16 protein-coding genes are annotated in these 16778 nt (G+C 40.9%); 8 read left to right on the forward strand and 8 right to left on the reverse strand.

Translation table 11 applies throughout. From position 1 onward, the window contains the following. The first annotated feature begins 3 nt into the window (after nucleotides 1-3). From JFU56_RS01775 to JFU56_RS01795, 5 genes are all read left to right on the forward strand, one after another. On the forward strand, nucleotides 4-2160 hold the full coding sequence (locus JFU56_RS01775) for an acetoacetate--CoA ligase (protein ID WP_198435566.1): 2157 nt from the start codon (nucleotides 4-6) through the stop codon (nucleotides 2158-2160). Nucleotides 2161-2388: 228 nt separating this feature from the next. Further along, nucleotides 2389-3213: an MBL fold metallo-hydrolase gene (locus JFU56_RS01780; protein WP_242065795.1), complete on the forward strand. Its 825-nt coding sequence runs from the start codon at nucleotides 2389-2391 to the stop codon at nucleotides 3211-3213. Next, complete coding sequence (locus JFU56_RS01785; protein ID WP_198435568.1) at nucleotides 3210-3638, forward strand: YeeE/YedE family protein; 429 nt, start codon at nucleotides 3210-3212, stop codon at nucleotides 3636-3638. Before JFU56_RS01780 ends, JFU56_RS01785 begins: the two co-directional genes overlap by 4 nt. 13 nt (nucleotides 3639-3651) lie before the next feature. Continuing rightward, the gene (locus tag JFU56_RS01790; RefSeq protein WP_198435569.1) at nucleotides 3652-4083 is read left to right on the forward strand and encodes a YeeE/YedE family protein; all 432 of its coding nucleotides are present in this window, start codon (nucleotides 3652-3654) and stop codon (nucleotides 4081-4083) included. Between the two features lie 6 nt (nucleotides 4084-4089). Next, nucleotides 4090-4395, forward strand: a complete 306-nt coding sequence (locus tag JFU56_RS01795) for a helix-turn-helix transcriptional regulator (RefSeq protein WP_198435570.1) — start codon at nucleotides 4090-4092, stop codon at nucleotides 4393-4395. 117 nt (nucleotides 4396-4512) lie between these two features. Here JFU56_RS01795 and JFU56_RS01800 read toward each other — a convergent pair whose 3' ends face one another. Together JFU56_RS01800 and JFU56_RS01805 are read right to left on the reverse strand one after the other, a co-directional pair. Further along, nucleotides 4513-5964, reverse strand: a complete 1452-nt coding sequence (locus JFU56_RS01800) for a catalase (RefSeq protein WP_198435571.1) — start codon at nucleotides 5962-5964, stop codon at nucleotides 4513-4515. Nucleotides 5965-6073: 109 nt separating this feature from the next. Beyond that, on the reverse strand, nucleotides 6074-6913 hold the full coding sequence (locus tag JFU56_RS01805; protein WP_198435572.1) for a patatin family protein: 840 nt from the start codon (nucleotides 6911-6913) through the stop codon (nucleotides 6074-6076). 309 nt (nucleotides 6914-7222) lie between these two features. Between JFU56_RS01805 and glgC the strand changes: the two genes are divergently transcribed. After that, complete coding sequence (gene glgC / locus JFU56_RS01810) at nucleotides 7223-8440, forward strand: glucose-1-phosphate adenylyltransferase (protein WP_198435573.1); 1218 nt, start codon at nucleotides 7223-7225, stop codon at nucleotides 8438-8440. Nucleotides 8441-8489: 49 nt separating this feature from the next. Here the strand turns inward: glgC and JFU56_RS01815 are convergent, their stop codons facing one another. Together JFU56_RS01815 and JFU56_RS01820 are read right to left on the reverse strand one after the other, a co-directional pair. Beyond that, nucleotides 8490-9521 carry an electron transfer flavoprotein subunit alpha/FixB family protein gene (locus tag JFU56_RS01815; RefSeq protein ID WP_198435574.1) on the reverse strand — a complete coding sequence of 344 codons (1032 nt, stop codon included), beginning with the start codon at nucleotides 9519-9521 and terminating at the stop codon, nucleotides 8490-8492. Continuing rightward, complete coding sequence (locus tag JFU56_RS01820) at nucleotides 9522-10271, reverse strand: electron transfer flavoprotein subunit beta/FixA family protein (protein WP_198435575.1); 750 nt, start codon at nucleotides 10269-10271, stop codon at nucleotides 9522-9524. Between the two features lie 218 nt (nucleotides 10272-10489). Between JFU56_RS01820 and JFU56_RS01825 the strand changes: the two genes are divergently transcribed. Both JFU56_RS01825 and JFU56_RS01830 read left to right on the forward strand, forming a co-directional pair. After that, nucleotides 10490-10738 (forward strand): hypothetical protein, encoded by a 249-nt coding sequence (locus tag JFU56_RS01825; RefSeq protein WP_198435576.1) that lies wholly within the window; start codon nucleotides 10490-10492, stop codon nucleotides 10736-10738. Nucleotides 10739-10851: 113 nt separating this feature from the next. Continuing rightward, nucleotides 10852-11724 (forward strand): LysR family transcriptional regulator, encoded by an 873-nt coding sequence (locus JFU56_RS01830; RefSeq protein WP_198435577.1) that lies wholly within the window; start codon nucleotides 10852-10854, stop codon nucleotides 11722-11724. 23 nt (nucleotides 11725-11747) lie between these two features. Here JFU56_RS01830 and JFU56_RS01835 read toward each other — a convergent pair whose 3' ends face one another. From JFU56_RS01835 to JFU56_RS01850, 4 genes are all read right to left on the reverse strand, one after another. Beyond that, nucleotides 11748-13394 carry an amidohydrolase gene (locus JFU56_RS01835; protein WP_242065796.1) on the reverse strand — a complete coding sequence of 549 codons (1647 nt, stop codon included), beginning with the start codon at nucleotides 13392-13394 and terminating at the stop codon, nucleotides 11748-11750. 193 nt (nucleotides 13395-13587) lie between these two features. Next, nucleotides 13588-14178 (reverse strand): uracil-DNA glycosylase family protein, encoded by a 591-nt coding sequence (locus JFU56_RS01840; protein WP_198435836.1) that lies wholly within the window; start codon nucleotides 14176-14178, stop codon nucleotides 13588-13590. 160 nt (nucleotides 14179-14338) lie between these two features. Further along, the gene (locus tag JFU56_RS01845) at nucleotides 14339-15976 is read right to left on the reverse strand and encodes an ATP-binding protein (protein ID WP_198435579.1); all 1638 of its coding nucleotides are present in this window, start codon (nucleotides 15974-15976) and stop codon (nucleotides 14339-14341) included. Next, nucleotides 15966-16523, reverse strand: coding sequence for a carboxymuconolactone decarboxylase family protein (locus JFU56_RS01850; protein WP_198435580.1), 558 nt, complete (start codon nucleotides 16521-16523; stop codon nucleotides 15966-15968). Before JFU56_RS01850 ends, JFU56_RS01845 begins: the two co-directional genes overlap by 11 nt. Nucleotides 16524-16778: the final 255 nt, after the last annotated feature.

Genomic DNA, 16778 nt, shown 5'->3' on the forward strand with positions numbered 1-16778 from the left:
TTCATGATAGAAGAAGTACCGGTACCAATCTGGACGCCAAACCAAGCGCGTATTGACGCCAGTAATATGAGCCGTTATTTACAGTTTTTATCCGATGAATACTGCCTTACCTTTGCCCATTATCAGCAGTTACATCAATGGAGTATTAGTAATACGGCGCTATTTTGGGGCTCGTTAGTGCGTTTTTCTCAGCTTAAAGGCAGCTTTAATCTGGACCGTATTTTTGTCCTTAATGACTGCTTTTATCACTGCCAATGGTTTCCTGATTCAACCTTAAACTTTGCCGAAAACCTACTGTTTCCTAAAAATATAGCGGCGAGTGTTTCAACTAGAAATACAGAGACTGCCCCCCTCAATAGCGCAATCGAAAACGACAATAAATTAGCCATCATCAGTCACGGCGAAGATGGCCGCCGCAATCAGCTCAGCTACAAGCAATTACGCGATGAAGTCACTCGCATTGCAGGTGCTATGCGTGAACTCGGTATTGTAAAAGGTGATCGTGTTGCTGCTATACTTCCCAACAGCAGTGAAGCGATTGTTGCGATGCTTGCCACGACAAGCATCGGTGCTATTTGGTCATCTTGCTCGCCAGACTTTGGCCACCAAGGCGTACTAGATAGGTTTAGCCAAATCAACCCTAAATTATTATTCGCCTGCAACGGTTACCACTACGCAGGAAAAGCCATTAACATCACCACTAAAGTGACAGCCATTACCCGTGCATTACCTGAGTTACGCAAACTCATCATAGTGCCCTACCTCACAGTAACACAAGCACAACAATCAAATAATCCCGACCTTACAGCGACGACAGATAAAGATGCAGATACAAATCGCGACACAGTTAAGCACTGTCATTGGCAACACTTTAGCGCGACGATCCCTCGATCATTAAGCTTTGAAGCAGTCAGGTTCTCAGATCCACTTTACATTCTCTACTCGTCTGGCACAACAGGCATGCCTAAATGTATTGTCCACAGTGTGGGCGGGACGTTACTCCAGCATGTTAAAGAACTCGCCTTGCACACTGACGTTCAGGTCGATGATCGTATTTTTTATTACACCACATGTGGTTGGATGATGTGGAATTGGTTAGTCAGCAGTTTATCTCAAGGCGCCACATTAGTGCTATTTGATGGTTCACCATTTCATCCACACAAACAGATACTCTTTGAACTCGCAGACACAGAGAAAGTCTCTATATTTGGCGCCAGCGCTAAGTATTACTCCGCTTGTGATAAAGCGGCATTACGCCCCGCTGATAACTATAACTTGACTCATTTAAAAACTTTACTATCAACGGGGTCACCTTTATCTCACGAAAGCTTTGATTATATTTATCAGTATATTAAAAAGGATTTATGTGTTTCGAGTATTAGTGGCGGCACCGACATTATCTCTTGCTTCACGCTCGGCATGCCAACACTGCCTGTTTATCGGGGTGAGCTCCAATGTTTAGGTTTAGGTATGGATGTCGCCTTCATGCATAGCGAAGAGTCAAAGCAAGTAACTGAAGGGAAAGGAGAACTGGTTTGTCGCCAACCCTTCCCTTCAATGCCGACTGGGTTTTGGCAAGATCCAGGCGATCGTAAATATCATCACGCTTATTTCAGTCGTTTTGATAATATCTGGGCACATGGTGATTATGGCGAGCTGATAATGCATCATAGCTACACCAATAGTGACGCCAATACTACCGATAAAAACAAATTACAAGATATCGAAATAAATCAAGTTGGCGTTATCATCCATGGTCGTTCGGATGCCGTATTAAATCCCGGAGGTGTACGCATTGGCACCGCTGAAATATACCGGCAAGTAGAAAAACTACCTGAAATACAAGAGTCTATCGCCGTTGGTCAGCAATGGCGCAATGACGTACGGGTGATCTTGTTTGTTCGTTTATCAGAACACACGGTCTTGGATAGCCAGCTAATACGTAAAATTAAACATGTGATCCGCAGCAATACCAGTCCAAGACATGTACCTGCTAAAATCATTACTGTCACGGATATACCCAAAACCATCAGTGGTAAAATCGTTGAATTAGCCGTACGTAATATAATACATGGCATTGCTGTCACCAATAAAGATGCTCTTGCTAATCCAGACGCGTTAAGCTTGTTTGCTAACCTAGCTGAACTACAATGTGAATAAAGCTTATTCTGTGTTTAAAAAAACATAACTTGCATATCGTATATTTACAATATACGATATGCATTATTGAGAACGAAAAGCCTAGAAATAGGCAACGCTATTCCTAAATTAAAGACTAAACATACTGCCTGTAGTATCAGTATTAGAGAGGTTCGGATGTCGTCCATTATAATAAAACACTTTTATCACTCAGATAGCAGCACAATAAGTTACATTATTTACGATTTAATGAGCCTTCAGGCTACCATCATTGATAGTGCGCTCGATTATGAGAGTAACTCAGGTAACATTACTTTTGACTTTGCTCATACTCAAATTGAATTTATAAAGCAGCACAACTTAACACTTGTATGGATATTAGAAACACATGCCCATGCAGACCATCTATCTGCTGCTCATTATTTACGTTCACAGCTCGGTGGTAAGATTGCAATTGGCAAATACATCATTCAAGCACAGCAAACCTTTAAAGATATTTTTGCGTTAAGCGACACTGAAATATCTGTTTCAGGTAAAGAATTTGACCAACTATTAAGCCACAATGACACCCTATTTATCGGTGATACTGCCATTAAGGTAATTGAAACCCCTGGCCACACCAAAGATAGTGTCACCTACCTCATCGAAGATAATGCATTTATTGGTGACACGTTATTTATGCCCGACAGTGGTTCCGCGCGCTGTGACTTCCCCGGCGGCGCGGCATCAGAACTCTACCAGAGTGTAAAACGACTCTACGCGCTTGCAGACCATACCAAGCTATGGATGTGCCATGATTACCAGCCAAATGGTAGACAATTACAATTCCAAACCACCGTAGCAGAAAGTAAGCTGTCGAATATTCATATTACAAAAGATGTCTCTCTCGATCATTTTGTCTCTATCCGTCAAACTCGCGATAGCAAACTTGCAGTGCCAAGACTCTTGTATCCGGCATTACAAGTAAACATTAAAGCAGGCGAATTACCGCAAGCAGATGAGCACCAACCTGCATTCTTCAAAATACCTGTTCATATATTAAGGCATATAGTACAAACAGAGGATGTTAAATGACTCAACTAACACTTTTAGACTCAATTCTAGGTGGTGTAATTTTATCAATAGCCGCTTTATTTCTACTGTTTGGCATAGGGAAGTTAAGCGGTATCTCAGGGATTTTTTATGGCTTAAAGAACACCCGAACATCAGGTGAATATTGGCGAGTGCTGTTTGTTCTTGGCCTAGTGATAAGCCCTTTCTTTGCAGCGTTATTTGGGTTTTCATTACCGAGCAGTATTGATGTGATTTGGCCTGCGATTATCGTTGGTGGTTTACTCGTAGGTATCGGCACTCGCGTAGGATCAGGCTGCACCAGTGGTCATGGAATTTGTGGCATCGGTCGACTTTCAGCACGTTCACTGGCTGCGACTATCACCTTTATGAGTACAGCTGTTATCACTGTATTTTTTGTCAATACTCTATTTTTATCAACAACCTAACTTAAGGTAAAACATGAAATTATTTATAGCCTTATTCAGCGGTATCTTATTTGGTTTTGGTCTCATCGTTGCGCAAATGGTCAACCCTAATAAGATAGCAAACTTTCTTAATGTTACCGGAGATTGGGACCCGAGTTTAGCGTTTGTGATGGGCTCAGCATTATTGCTATTTATTCCTGCCTATAAGCTATTAAAGCAAAAATTTCAGCAGCCTTTATTTGCAGATGAATTCAGCCTACCAACAGCTAAATTAATCGATCGCCGCTTAATCATTGGTGCTGGACTGTTTGGTATCGGCTGGGGAGTCTCAGGTATTTGCCCAGGTCCTGCTTTGGTAAATATAACAGGTGGAGAACCGAAGATTTTCGTCTTTATATTTGCAATGATGCTGGGGATGTATATTTCTAACTATGTTAATATGGTGATATCAAAGCCAAAAGATTGATTAACTATGACTGAACAAATGAGCATTGAGCGATTAGAGAAGAATGCAGCTAAAGCTGAATCACTCATGAAAGCATTAAGTAACAAACATCGCTTGATGATATTGTGCTTGTTACAGCAAGGTGAACTGTCTGTATCAGCGCTGAATGAATTAATCCCGATCCCGCAATCAACGTTATCACAGCATCTTGCTTGGTTAAGACGTGAGGAATACGTAAAAACTCGCCGCGAAGCACAGACTATCTACTACCAATTAGATGATAGCAACGTGACAAAAGTGATAAATGTATTGCACGACATCTTTTGTGATTAAACTTTTGAGCAGTAGTTTGATACTTCCTCGGTTATACAAGCAGATAACAGTAAAAAGGGTGCAAATATACGCACCCTTTTTACTGACTAAGTTTTGCTGTTATAACCAGCCTAATCCCTAGTTTTTATATTTACTTGCATCGATGCCTAGCAGCTTAGCAATACCGTGGGCATAAGCTGGGTCTGCTTTAAAGCAATGACGTAAATGACGAAGTTGAATTTCTTCAGGCACGCCACCGATATTACGAGCGGTATTATCAAATAACACAGCTTGCTTCTCTGGCGTCATCAAACGGAATAAATCACCTGGCTGACTAAAGTAATCATCATCTTCACGATGATCCCAATGTGCAGCTGCGCCATCTAAACTTAACGGTGGTTCAGAGAAGTCTGGTTGTTCAGCCCATTCACCTTGATCATTTGGTTCATAACCAACCGTGCCACCATGATTACCATCAACACGCATCGCACCATCTCGATGATAACTGTGCACAGGGCAACGTGGAGCATTAACAGGAATACTGTGATGATTTACACCTAAACGATAACGCTGCGCATCACCATACGAGAACAAGCGCCCTTGTAACATTTTATCCGGAGAGAAACTGATACCTGGTACCACACTTGCTGGATTAAATGCAGACTGCTCCACTTCAGCGAAGAAGTTTTCAGGGTTACGGTTTAGCTCTAGCTCACCCACTTCAATCAAAGGATAATCGCTATGCGGCCATATTTTCGTTAAATCAAACGGGTTGTAAGGTACTTTCGACGCATCATCTTCTGGCATGATTTGGATTTGCATCGTCCACTTAGGAAAATCTTGATTATCAATGCTTTCAAGTAGATCTCGATGATGACTTTCGCGGTCTTTACCAATCAAAGTTTCTGATTCAGCATCCGTTAAATTCTTAATACCTTGCTGTGATTTGAAATGGAATTTAACCCAAAAACGTTCGTTATCACTGTTAATAAAACTAAAGGTATGACTACCAAATCCGTGCATGTGACGGTAAGTTGCCGGAATACCCCGGTCACTCATCACGATCGTTATTTGATGTAATGCTTCAGGTAATGACGTCCAAAAATCCCAGTTGTTCTTAGCGCTGCGCATGTTGGTGCGCGGATCACGTTTTACCGCATGGTTAAGATCAGGGAATTTAAGTGGGTCGCGTAAGAAGAACACAGGTGTATTATTACCAACCAGATCCCAATTACCTTCTTCGGTATAAAACTTCATCGCAAAACCACGGATATCACGCTCCGCATCGGCTGCACCACGCTCACCAGCAACGGTGGTGAAACGCGTGAATAGCTCGGTTTTTTTGCCTATCTCAGAGAATATCTTGGCCTTGGTAAATTGAGTAATATCATGAGTAACAGTAAAGGTACCGTAAGCGCCAGAACCTTTAGCGTGCATACGACGCTCTGGGATCACTTCACGATCGAAGTGAGCTAGTTTTTCCAAAAACCACACGTCTTGAAGTAATTGTGGGCCTCTTTTACCTGCGGTTTGTACATTTTGGTTATGGGCAACAGGACAACCTGCTGCAGTCGTTAATTTTTTACTCATCACTAATTCCTTATCTAGGCTAATTTTCACTGTAGAAACGAACGTGTATTACTGTTTTTTCATTATTGTTTTTATTTATTGCTTGTCTTTCTTTTCTTGCACTTCAATCTCAACGTCCACTAAAAATGTTTTCTATATGTGTTTGGCCAGCTTGCTTGCCAATCAAATAGCCTTTATTCAAGGCCGCTTTATTCATTGTTAATCTTTTAACACTAAATTCTTCGGGTGGCGCTATCACTCGAATGGTTAGGTCGCTCGGTGGATTTTTTATAAATTCGAGGGACTCGTTATAATTTGTTGCTCTTACCATCATCGACTTGGCGATATTAGGATGCTGAGAGAATAATTTTTTAACCAACCATGGATACTTAATCGTTTGTTTTTCATAACTAAGCGGATGAGAAAGGACGACGGTGATATCACGCGCACCCAGTCGATATGCTTTGCGAACGGGAATCGAGTCTGCAACACCTCCATCAGTATAGCAGCCGCCTGAAAAGCAAGGTGTGTCACGATAAGCAATCGGTAATGCTGTCGTGGCTTCTAACACATTAGCTAATGTATCAGGTTGAATGCGATGGTAATCAGCATCCCCTGTTTCTATATCCGTTACTGCGGCATACATCGGAATATTGCTAAATAATTTATCATGATCAATCGGATACCGTTCCATTGACGATTCCCATAACCATTTAACATCAACCAAATTACCGCCTTTGGCAAACCGCACCGGATTAAAAAAGGCTTTATCTGTGGCCATCGTAGTGATCACATTGAAACTACGTTGTGGAGCATTCGCCAAATAACCAATTAAATTAGATGCACCCGCCGAGACACCAATGGCAAAGTCATAAGGCAAATAGTGTTGTTCCATAAAAGCATCTAATACGCCGCTGGCAAAAATACCGCGCATACCACCACCCTCAACTATTATTGCTCTTTTTTGCATTGGCTTATCCCCTTTCAAATCAATATATAAAGAATATAGTGTTTTTACCATAAAGAAAAAGTGGTTAAACCGAAAAGAACAATAGTCAAAAACTATTGAAAATATGATTACATACTAAATGATTAATTAAAGATACACCGCACCAACTTGGTGCTTTTAGCATTAAATACCGCTTTACTATGGTGATAAAACATATACCCATTTATAAATACATTTAGCTTTCAAATAGTTAACATTTGGCCCAATTTTTGATATAAGTACAGCTTACAGACTCGTGACTTTTTAAATGAATTAGGGAGTGATATAAATATGCAAGACACACTAACGGTCGTACTCGCAGGTGGAATGGGCGCACGTCTTTCGCCACTAACTGATAATAGAGCAAAACCAGCTGTGCCTTTCGGTGGCAAATACCGCATTATTGACTTTACCCTAACCAACTGCCTTCACTCTGGTTTAAGGCGCATTCTAGTACTGACTCAATATAAATCTCACTCACTGCAAAAACACTTACGTGATGGCTGGTCTATTTTTAATCCTGAACTCGGAGAATACGTAACAGTCGTCCCACCACAAATGCGTAAGGGAGACAAATGGTATAGCGGCACTGCGGATGCTATTTATCAGAACCTCTGGCTACTCTCACGCAGCGAAGCTAAATATGTTGTAGTGCTTTCAGGCGATCATATCTATCGAATGGATTACGCGCCGATGCTAGAACGCCACAAAGAAAATGGCGCTGATTTAACGGTAGCCTGTATGGAAGTACCTATTGCTGAGGCGTCCAATTTCGGGGTGATGTCAACAGATGAAGCAAAGAAGATCATCGCATTTTCTGAAAAACCAGAACAGCCAACCCCCCTGCTCAATGATCCAGAAAAAAGCCTTGCCTCGATGGGTATCTATATTTTTACCACCGATGCATTAATCGATGCTTTAGAACAAGACGCCGATAATCCACTTTCCAATCATGATTTTGGTAAGGATATTATTCCCAAATTGATTGATAAAGAGAAGGTTTATGCGCATAAATTTGCAGGCAGTTCAGGGCGAGTGTCTAAAGATGCTTACTGGCGTGACGTGGGCACGATTGATTCTTTATACCAAGCCAACATGGATCTGCTAAAGCATGTATCACCCATTGATTTATATCAGCGCGATTGGGCAGTCAGAACCTATGAACGTCAATTACCACCAGCAAGAACAACGTCTTCAGAAACAGGTAATGAAGGTATTTTTATTAACTCGTTAATATCCAATGGCGTATTGATTACCGGAGGGTCGGTACAGAACTCGGTACTTTCGGCCAATGTGAAAATTAATGATGCAGCGACGGTGTCTGCCAGCATCTTGTTTGATAATGTTGAGGTCGGTGAATATTGTCAATTGAAGAATTGTATTATCGACAAGCACGTTAAAATCCCGCCAAGAACGAACATCGGTATTAATGCAGCTGAAGACGCAGCTCGATTTACTATTTCAGAACAAGGTATCGTCGTTGTTCCTACTTGTTATAAGTTCGAGTAAATAACTTATTATCAGTTCGCGTAGAGCTAAAGGTTAGCGTTTAATAAAGCTATTCTTTGGCTTTCAATGCGTTAGTAAACTCAGGCAATACATCAAACAAATCTGCGACTAGCCCATAGTCTGCTACATCGAATATGGGCGCGTCAGGATCACGATTAATAGCAACAATAACCTTGCTCCCCGTGATCCCGGCGATGTGTTGAATGGCGCCAGAAATACCCACCGCAATATACAGATCTGGAGCCACAATCTTACCAGTTTGTCCAACCTGTAAATCATTAGCAACAAATCCAGCATCGACGGCAGCACGACTGGCCCCCACAGCCGCATTTAGCTGATCGGCCAAACTATCCAACAATACAAAATTATCTGCATTTTGCAGGCCTCTACCACCAGCAATGACCACTTTAGCCGTGGTTAATTCCGGCCGTGATGATTGGGTTAACTCCGCGCTAATAAACTCAGTTTTACCATAATCCGCTTGCACAGCTAATTCAACAACAGGTACTTGCTTAGCATCATCTAACGACGAAGTGTTTAATGGGACAGGTTCGAACGCGCTGCTACGTACAGTGATAACTTGAATTGAATCACTCGATTGTACTGTGGCAATCGCATTACCAGCATAGATAGGTCGTTTAAAAATATCCGCTGATTCTACGCTGATTATATCGGAGATCTGGGCAACATCTAATAAAGCCGCGATCCTCGGTTGATAGTCCTTACCGGTTGTGCTGGCAGAGGTCATAATATGACTATAGTGACTTTGAAATGGGGCTTGCTTGGCATCTTGAATTTGCTTGAGTTCTTGATTTGTACCTTCAACGAGCGATACCACTAACGAGGCTATATTCTCTGCTAACGAATATTGATATAGAGGAGCATCGGTAATTAATATTTTGCTTAATCCCGCGATGCCCTGTGCCATATCCACAACAGCCTGGCAGTCGTGCCCAATGATAAGTAAATGTAATTCGCTATCACCGTCATAGGTCGCTATCTCAGCCGCCGCTGTTAGCACGCTTAACGTAGCGGCTTGCAATATATTGTTATTATGCTCTGCTACTATCAATATCGCCATTTAGATCACCTTTGCCTGTTGTAGTTTATCGACCAGTTCAGCAACATCAGCCACTTTAACCCCCGCTTGACGCACAGGTGGCGGCTCGACTTTTAGCATGGTTAGTCGCGGTGATAAACTAAACTTCATCGCCTCAGGAGAAGTGACAGTGATCACTTTACGCTTGGCTTTCATGATATTCGGTAGCGAGGCATAACGTGGGGTATTTAAGCGTAAGTCAACAGTCACAACGGCCGGTAAGCTTAAAGCTAATGTGACTAATCCCCCGTCGACTTCACGGGTTACTTTAATTTTATTTGGCACAGTGAACACAATATCAGAAGCAAAAGTACCTTGCGGCATACCAGTCAGCGCCGCTAACATTTGCCCTGTTTGATTATTGTCTGTATCAATCGCTTGCTTACCGAGTAATACTAAATCGGGTAGTTCTTCTTGCACTATTTTATGCAATAACTTTGCTACATCAAGCGACTGCACTTCTTCATCAATTCTAATCAGGATTGCACGGTCAGCGCCTAAAGCTAATCCCGCACGCAACTGCACTTCAGCCTCTTTTGCGCCAATACAGACTAAGACAACTTCATCGGCAGAGCCTTGTTCTTTAAAGCGTATAGCTTGCTCAATCGCAATTTCACAGAATGGATTAATGGCCATTTTGACATTCGCTGTTTCAATACCTGTTTTGTCAGTGTTCACCCTGACATTTACCGTGTGGTCAACAACCCGCTTCACTGCGACTAATATTTTCATAGCATCCCCAAGACATACTTGTATTTATTCAATCAAGTGGTTATGCATTAAGAATAGTGGTGTTATGAGGTATGGCAAATTTGAAGAATGATAATTAAGCAGCAAAGATTAAACCACAGCAAGGCTTTAAATCATCACTTATAATCTGTAAAGTACCCAGCATATTATAACGACTGACTTAGCTCCCTCTGAGCAAGTAGCAACAAAGAGTATATAAGATGAACAACGAACATGATGCTATCGATACGCTAGCAGAGCTAGAGAGTTTCCTATTAAGCGTTGAAAACGGAGGTTTAGGCCTGCAAGGCGTTGCTGGCGTAGGCATGGCAACAAACACCAAAGACGGTCGCCATTTTGTTGCTGTATTTGATGATAACCAGAGCCTGCTATTAGCACGTTACGTCACTGACGAAATTTACGAAAACGGTAAAGAAATGGTACGTAACGGTGTACAAACAAAACACTAACAGCGCGTCATTCAATAGATAGCTATTCAACGTAATAGCTAATAACAGGGGATGGTCGATTCACTCATACCCTGTTATCCTTTCTGCAATACCAACTTTCAAACAGCGAACCTATGAATTCACTACATCTAAAAGCACTGCTCCTCGCTATTGAAACGGGATCTATTTCTGCCGCTGCACGTAAGCTTGGTAAAAAACAGCCACAAGTGAGTCAGTGGATCTCCGATCTCGAAATTGATCTTGGTGTGAGCTTTTTTGACCGTTCGGGCAATAAAACCGCCTTAAGTAAAGCCGGTGAACGTTTGTTGCCTAGCCTGACGCATACACTTAGTCAACTGGATAGATTAGTACAAAGTGCTGACATGATCGCGCAAGGTGCACCAACCGTACTGACTATAGGTATAGAAAACTATATTCCTGAGCAGACCTTTACACAACCGTTAGCCTTAACACTGGATATACCGAATTTAAGTGTCGAAGTATATCGTGATGAGATTGAGCAATTAACGAAAGATTTACGTGACGGCAATGTCGATATCATCATTACCCATGAATCAGACACACTGCACCACCAGCAGTTTGAATATTGCCGATTGGGACATTATCAAGACGTATTAGCATCGAGTCCGACTCACCCACTTGCCACATTACCCATAGTCACGACCAGTGATTTAAGCCAATACCGAGAACTGACCTTAGGCGAAATGAATGAACACAGCGAAGGGTTCAGCCCAAGTTATGCCATGTTCTCAGACATTCAGCCATTGATTGCAATGTTAAAACTCAATAAAGGTTTTGCATTTTTACCCAATGAATATGTCAGTCATGAGATCAAAAACAACCAACTCGTTAAGTTAAACAGTGACTTTGAACCTGCTAGTATTATACGACGAGTGGAGTTATGTTGGCGAAATGGCTTAACGCTATCTGAACAAGGTAATCAGGTGATATCTGCCTTTAAAGACAAACACCAACTGACCTTATAGCGAATTTGTTAAAAAGGAGTCAACTATTCCTCTGCATCAAAAACGATATTACCTTGCAACACGGTCATCAATATTTCTGTTTTCGCGATAGCCTTAGGCGTCAATCCCGTAATATCTTGTTCCAAAATAGCGAAGTCAGCCGATTTCCCCACCGTAATCGACCCCGTAATATCACTAATACCCAAGCTATCGGCGGCATTTATCGTGTAAGCATCAATGGCAGCATAGACATCAGGTAACCCTGTTGCCCCCATTTTCAAGCTATTGGCGATACCGACTAACGGATTTATATCATGCACATTCCAATCACTGCTTAAGGTGACATTAGCCCCTGTATCAAAGATAGGTTTAAGGTTCATCATCGAATGTGTACGCTCTTTGCCTAAAAATGCTTCAGCCCACTGGTGATCATGCTTCGCCACATAGTCAGACCCAACTTGGAAGTCAGCTGTTACATCCAGTTTTTCAAAACGACTGACGTCTTCAGCGTTAACCAGTTCAACATGGGTTAACGTGTACGGTTTTTTAGACCCCTGATCTCGGGCATATTCAATCGCATTTAATGACTCCCGCACGGCACCATCACCAATAGCATGAATATGGGCGCTATAACCCAGCTTATCTAACGCCGCTAACCAGCCTTGCATCTGCTTTGGTTCAATGTAATTAATGCCGAACGGTTCGTCTGGAATGTAAGTATCATCGTACGGAGCCAGTATTTTTGCCGTGCCATTAATGAAAATACCATCACTGTACATCTTCACTTGATCCACCAGCAACAAGCTTGACTTATCACTTGATTGAATGGTTTTTAAAAATGCTAACTGTGGCGGCATTGAGTCAGCCGGATAGATCCACGGACGCAGTGATACGCGCGCGGTTAAATCACCGTCTTTTTCTGCTTGCTTCCATACGTCATACCAACCACGTTTCCAATAAAGTCGACCGTCACCAATCGTGGTAATTCCATGAGCAGCCGCTTCTTCAAGCCCATTCATTAAGCCATCATAGCTTTGGTTAAATTGGTTTTCTAAACTGTTCCATGCCATTTCCATGATAATGTCACCCGCATTATCAAACAGGATGCCATTGAGCTCACCAGTCTCTTCGTCTTTGAGTATCTTGCCACCTTGTGGTTCAGGAGAGTGTTTAGTGATACCAGCCAGTTTTAACGCCGCAGAGTTCACCCACATCGAGTGTGACGTTTGTTCCATTAGCACAACAGGTTGTGTTGGGAATATACGGTCTATCACTTGCAATGGCGTATAACGATTATCTTCAGCTAGTATCGCATCAAGTGAAAAACCATATCCCATTAACCAGCCGCCAGGCTTAGCGTTTGCACTGCACGTTTTTAAATAAGGTATCTGTTCTTCAAGGGATGCATCCATATCCAGCTCACAGTTACCGCCAGCTTCAGATGCAGCTTCGAAGACATGATTGTGGTTATCAATGAATCCGGGCATGACAACAGCTTGTTCAAGATCGATGACTTCAGTTTTGTTAGTGCGGTAGGTATTAACATCCGCAGCGTTACCAACAAATAGGATATTGCCATCACGTACTGCAATTGCATTGGCATTATCGTAACCGTAAATTTTAGCGTTGGTGAAGATCATATCAGCAGGCTTGTCGTGATCTTTCTCTGCTGCCAATGTGTAAGGGCTCATTATTAAACTCGCTATTATTGCTAAGGGGTAGATTTTATTCATCATTTTTCCTTTCATGCCCTATTGTTTTTCATAGTATAGAAAATTTGTATGGGCTGTGGGTGCGTTGTGATGAATAAAGTCTACGGCAGCGAAAAAATAAAAGAAAAGTAGTGAGTATAAGGATTTTGGGATGGTCGATAGTCACTAATGACTACTCACCAACTAACAGCGCTACCCGTTTTTGTAAACTCGGGATCACCTCTTGTTCAAACCAAGGATTTTTCTTCAACCAAATATTGTTACGTGGACTAGGATGCGGCAGCGGTAATCGTACTGGCCAATTTTTTTGCCAATAGTCTTGCCAATGCCTCACAGTTTCAGTGAGGTTTTTCTGCTTTACCTCACCCATATGCCATTTCTGCGCATAAATACCAATCACCAATATCAACTCAATATTCGGCATCGCGGCTAATATTTCCGCTCTCCATGTTCGAGCGCATTCGGGTCTTGGTGGCAGGTCGCCCGACTTCCCCGTTCCGGGATAACAAAATCCCATTGGCAAAATGGCTATTTTACTCGCGTCATAAAATATGTCTTTATCAATACCCATCCATTGGCGTAAACGATCACCACTTGGGTCGGTAAACGGTATACCAGATTTATGCACGCGAATACCTGGTGCCTGCCCTGCAATCAGTATTTTAGCTTGGTCATCCACTTGTAATACAGGCCTAGCTCCCAACGGAAGGTCAGGTTCACACAAGGTACATTTTCGTACATCAGAAACGATTGTATCAAGCATACTATTTTTCAAACTGTCATTTCCTCATACGTTTATTTAAGAATAGTAACTTTGTGTTATCTCTTTGTAATTACTTATAAATTCGTTACTATTTATTATAATTAGATTAGTATTTTACGCTACTCCGTATAACAATAAAATTAATCTGGATAAAAACCGTTTACTGGTTTCGTTTATAACGTGTAGATAAGGTTCTTTCTAGTTCGGTTATTAACAGGGGTTTAAAGATAAAGTCATCCATACCTACAGCTGCACAATTTTTTCTATCTTCACTTAATACATTAGCTGTCATGGCAACAATAACAGGGCGAGCTTGGCCATAACGTTTTACTATTTCTTTTGTGGTGGTCAACCCGTCCATTTCAGGCATTTGCAAATCCATGAAAACAATACTATATTCTGAATTATTTAAGGCCTTTAACGCTTCAATACCGTTCACAGCAACATCACATTCAAAACCCAATTTAGATAGCATCATTTTTACGATGGTCTGATTTATACATCCATCTTCAACAATCAGTATTTTATGATTAGGGTTGATGGTTTTTGCTAACTCATTTTCTGGATCTACTTGAACACGAGATGCCTTAGGGCTTTGAGTGGCTTTAAATGGTATAGATATGAGGAAGGCTGTACCTTTTAGTTCTTCACTTTCTACGCTAATGGCACCATTCATAGTTTTGGTCAGGTTAGCTGAAATAGCGAGCCCGAGCCCGGAGCCTCCGTACGTTCTACTCATTGAATTATCGGCTTGAGTAAAAGGTTGAAATAGATTCTCTTGGGCTATTTTACTAATACCAATACCTGTATCTTTTACAATTATATTAACTTGATAGAGAGAGGTCGCTGTTTCTTCAATATTCACTATTATGTTAACGTCACCTATTTGAGTGAATTTAACCGCGTTATTTACTAGGTTACTTAATATTTTTTTTAATCTTTCTACGTCCCCCTTAAATATAACTGGCGTTGAGTTATCAAAAGTAGTGGTTATACTCAGTCCTTTAAGGTGCGCCGCCGCAGAGAACCTTTTAACCACATCTTCCACAGGCTCAATGAGGTTAAAATCAACTTCATTCAACGCCACCTTACCTGTTTCTAATTGACTATAATCTAATATGTCATTAAGTATTCTTATTAAGTCGTCACCGCTATTTGTTATGCTATCAAGCATTTCTACTTGTTGATTATTAAGCGACGAATCTTTTAGTAACTGAACGATTCCTAGAATACCATTCATTGGTGTTCTAATCTCATGGGATATTGTGGCTAAAAATAGTGACTTTAGCTTATTAGATTCTTCTAAAATCGCTTTTTCATTTTGTAATTTTCTGTTTTGAAATTCGTGATTTCTAGTTTCTAACAGTTTTTTTAGCGATGCACAAAATAGCTCTAACACAATTGAAATTTGGGAGGGGAATCGCTTAGTTCGTTGGAAGAAAAGAATCAACTTAGCATTGTCACTGTCTTTATATAACACGTGGTAAAATAGGTAATAGTCGTTATCAGATAACGAAACAGGCATGTTTTGCGCATATTCCACAATAGGTAGTTTCGTTAACGATTCGAAGTCATGCATTATATTCTCGTTGCTTAAAACGAGGTTAAGGTGACATTTTGTGGACTTCTCAAGAATAAGGCAAAGATCAAAATCGATAATCCACATCAATTTATCAACCAATTGACTTATTATTTGATTAGCGTCTAGAGAAGGGGTCGTACTGTCTTCAGCCATCGAATTTGTGAGTTCAATTAAAGACACTAATTGGTAAGTATCAATTCTATTATTAGACATCATTAAGTAAACTTACTACTTTTTGGTCAACTTCAATCATCATACCTTGCGCTAGTGTATTGGAGTAATTAACCAAACTAACCAGAGCCATCAATTCAAATATTTGGCTTTTAGTTAGCCCTGCATCGAGAAGAGTCTGATGGTCAGATTCAACAATTAATCCTGGATTGATCGCCATTTTTATAGAAAATTCAATGGAAAGTTTAACCCTTTTGGGATTTAAGTTAGTTCCTTTTGCTAATATTTTTTGAATATCACCTTCATTTACATTAAGAAGCTTACACATCGCAGTATGGATATCGGTGCAATAGCTACAGTTTTTCTCATTTGAAACAGCAATAAACACAAGTTCCTTCAATGACCGAGGTAATTCACCTCCCAGTAAAATATTTTTCAGCGTATTCCATGTCACATCCAATACAATAATATTGTAGCGGCCAAGCACCTTAAAATAATCAACAAGTCCTTCATTACCTAAGCACCCGATTATATCGTCATAAATTTTTTTAACAGGCTCAGGAGCATCTCCATATTCCAAAAAACTATACATACTTAACCCTAATTTATAAAGTTACTGTAATTGTAGTCAACTATTCAGAGACTGGGAGGGTTTGATATGTTCCAATAGTTTTTAATACCTTGATATTTATTGCTTCAACTCTATTAGTGGTGAAACTTATCTCGTAACAAACGCGTTAATAGCTCAACATTCATGTAGGCAGCTAAGTCGCAGTTTTGTACTTTTTGATTCTTCCTGTTTTTCTGTAAACATGATAACTTACTGTAAAATTAATGCTTTTATACG

The organism is Moritella sp. F3, from assembly GCF_015082335.1.
GTDB lineage: Bacteria > Pseudomonadota > Gammaproteobacteria > Enterobacterales > Moritellaceae > Moritella.